2 protein-coding genes are annotated in these 2,290 nt (G+C 46.6%); both read right to left on the bottom strand.

Features of this window, described 5'->3' with window-relative positions; all coding sequences use genetic code 11:
• Positions 1-7: 7 nt before the first annotated feature.
• Positions 8-316 carry a hypothetical protein gene (locus tag F6K37_RS38825; RefSeq protein ID WP_287256529.1) on the bottom strand — a complete coding sequence of 103 codons (309 nt, stop codon included), beginning with the start codon at positions 314-316 and terminating at the stop codon, positions 8-10.
• Complete coding sequence (locus F6K37_RS38820) at positions 228-1,781, bottom strand: S-layer homology domain-containing protein (RefSeq protein WP_287256531.1); 1,554 nt, start codon at positions 1,779-1,781, stop codon at positions 228-230. The genes F6K37_RS38825 and F6K37_RS38820 overlap by 89 nt, the downstream gene beginning before the upstream one ends.
• Between the last annotated feature and the right edge of the window lie 509 nt (positions 1,782-2,290).

Below are 2,290 nucleotides of genomic sequence, written 5' to 3'. Positions count from 1 at the left end.
TTACCTCTTATAGACAAAAGCTGATAGCTAATAGCTGATAGCTGATAGCTGATAGCTTATAGCTGATAGCTGATAGCTGATAGCTGATAGCTGATAGCTGATAGCTGATAGCTGATAGCTGATAGCTGATAGCTGATAGCTGATAGCTGATAGCTGATAGCTGAATGCTAATAGCTGATAGCTGATAGCTGATAGCTGATAGCTGAATGCTTACGTTTTGTATGCACCTAATTCGATGGTGTAGCTTTTGGTGCCCCTGATGGCTGACTGGTTTGAGGTTTAAGAAACAGTGCTTCTTGGGCAGATTGCCCTTCACCCTGAGAACCGAAATACCAAAGCGCTGCTCCTGCTTCAGCACGGGTGACTGGTTTTTTAGGCTGAAACAATATTGTATAACCAAAAACTCGGCGAATGTTTGCCAAATCGCCATTTCGGAAATCAGCTAAGACGGCTCGCAATGCTTTCGGGTCAATTTCAGCGGTATCTTTGAAGCCCCAGGTTTCTTTCACTGCTTCAATAGAGGCTTTGGGCAAGGCTTTACGAGTATCGAGAGGCACTTTCCACAACATCAGATTTTCCCTAGTCAACGGTGCATCTGGACGAAACAATACTGCGGTAGAATCGCCACTGAGGGGACTAGGAATTAATCCAGCATCAGCTAATCCCTGAATATAGGGAAAATCAGGATCCGTACGAGGCACATCCTGAAATGCAGGTTGAGTAGTGTTGGATGCTAAACGGATTTGCAATCCTGGACGATTAGCATAGATTCGATTATTGGCATCCATTAGCCAACGGGCGTACTGACGGCGGTTTATGGTTTGATTCGGGGCAAACTGAATACCTTGACTATCAGTATTAGTTTTTGGGTTAGTCGTGTCTGGCGTTAAGACTCCCAATTTTGCCAAATCTGCCACATACTTACGCAAATCTCGGGGGACTTTATCCAAGTCAGTAAATTTCTCTGGTTGTCCTGACCTGACCTTAGCTGGCTTACTGGCGACCTCAGAGGGTGGTTGTGGTTTCTCAGGTTGTGTTGGTTTTTGAGCTTGTGTTGGTTTCTCAGGTTGTGTTGGTTTCTGGGGTTGTGTTGGTTTCTCAGGTTGTGTTGGTTTTTGAGCTTGTGTTGGTTTTTGAGCTTGTGTTGGTTTCTGGGATGGTTGTGGTTTCTGGGATGGTTGTGGTTTCTCAGCTTTGGTATCCTTACCATCCCGGACGTACTGAATATCAAATGTAGTCACACTGCTGTTGGTAGCAACCGCTGGCGGCTTTGATGAGGAGGCAGCGGTCGATTTGCCAGTAGTAGCACGAGCAGGAATCGAAAGGGTAACATCCAAGTCATTACGACGGACGATGAAGGTGCCACCATCTTGATCCTCTGGCTGGTCGAGGACTTCCCAGCCTTGCGACTCAAAGGTCTTTTGGTAAAAGTTCTGAATTAAATTAATTGGGTCAGGGGATGACCAAATCGTCAGCTTACCTGGACCAGCAGCATCTTTGAGGGGTTCCACTTGTTCCAAGGTTGCTTCTTGATAACGGGGAATCTCAGTGGGGAAGTCTTCTGGCAACGGTACTGACTTCTGTTTCTGGGGAGTACTTTGAGGCTTATTCGGAGATGGCCCACTCAAGTTTTTGGGTGGGTTATCCTTCAGTTTGGGGTCTGCTCCCAAAGACCGCTGCAAAGCGTTACCTAGGTTAGTGTTGGCGCAGGCACTCAACAAACCGAGAAGACAAACCGCTAAACTTGCACGTAGGACAGAGTGTGGAAACAGCACGGGCATTGTCCAACAACAGTAGTTACCTCGTGACATACTCCCACACGCTCATCAGAGATTACAGTGTGGGCTTCTTGCCAACTCCACCCAACGGTTAGGATACTCGGCAAGCTTTATTGACGACACGGGATGCCCCTCCGCACCGGAACAATACAACTCGTTCTATTTTCAGTTAGTATTTGCAGTTAGTAGGTGGCGGTTAGCTCTTAATTTGATTACCCTACTATTTTCATTATAGACGGTAACAAAGTATCAAAGTTCCTGTCCGCCATTTATCCCAGGCCGACCTTTCGGGCTTTGCCCGACGCGGGGCGCGTTCGGTGCGGACGTGGGGCATAAGCGCGGATGAAGCTAAACTAACGCAAATTCACAAAAGGGCAATCAAGCATGTTATCCTGGCTGAGTTGCCAAACTAGGAAAGATGTTTAGGGCAAGGGCTAGGCCAAAATACCGAGTATTGTCAATTTAAATGTCAATTTAAATCTTGTATGGATGCACAGAAAAAGAAATTAGCA

It is taken from the genome of Moorena sp. SIO4E2 (assembly GCF_010671945.1).
In the GTDB taxonomy this organism is placed as follows: domain Bacteria; phylum Cyanobacteriota; class Cyanobacteriia; order Cyanobacteriales; family Coleofasciculaceae; genus Moorena; species Moorena producens.
This window is presented reverse-complemented; position numbering and strand designations above follow the sequence as displayed.

What these genes read in the sequence shown, in the direction of transcription:
- F6K37_RS38820 (WP_287256531.1), bottom strand. Translation starts at nt 1,781, where the DNA reads ATGCCCGTGCTGTTTCCACACTCTGTCCTACGTGCAAGTTTAGCGGTT.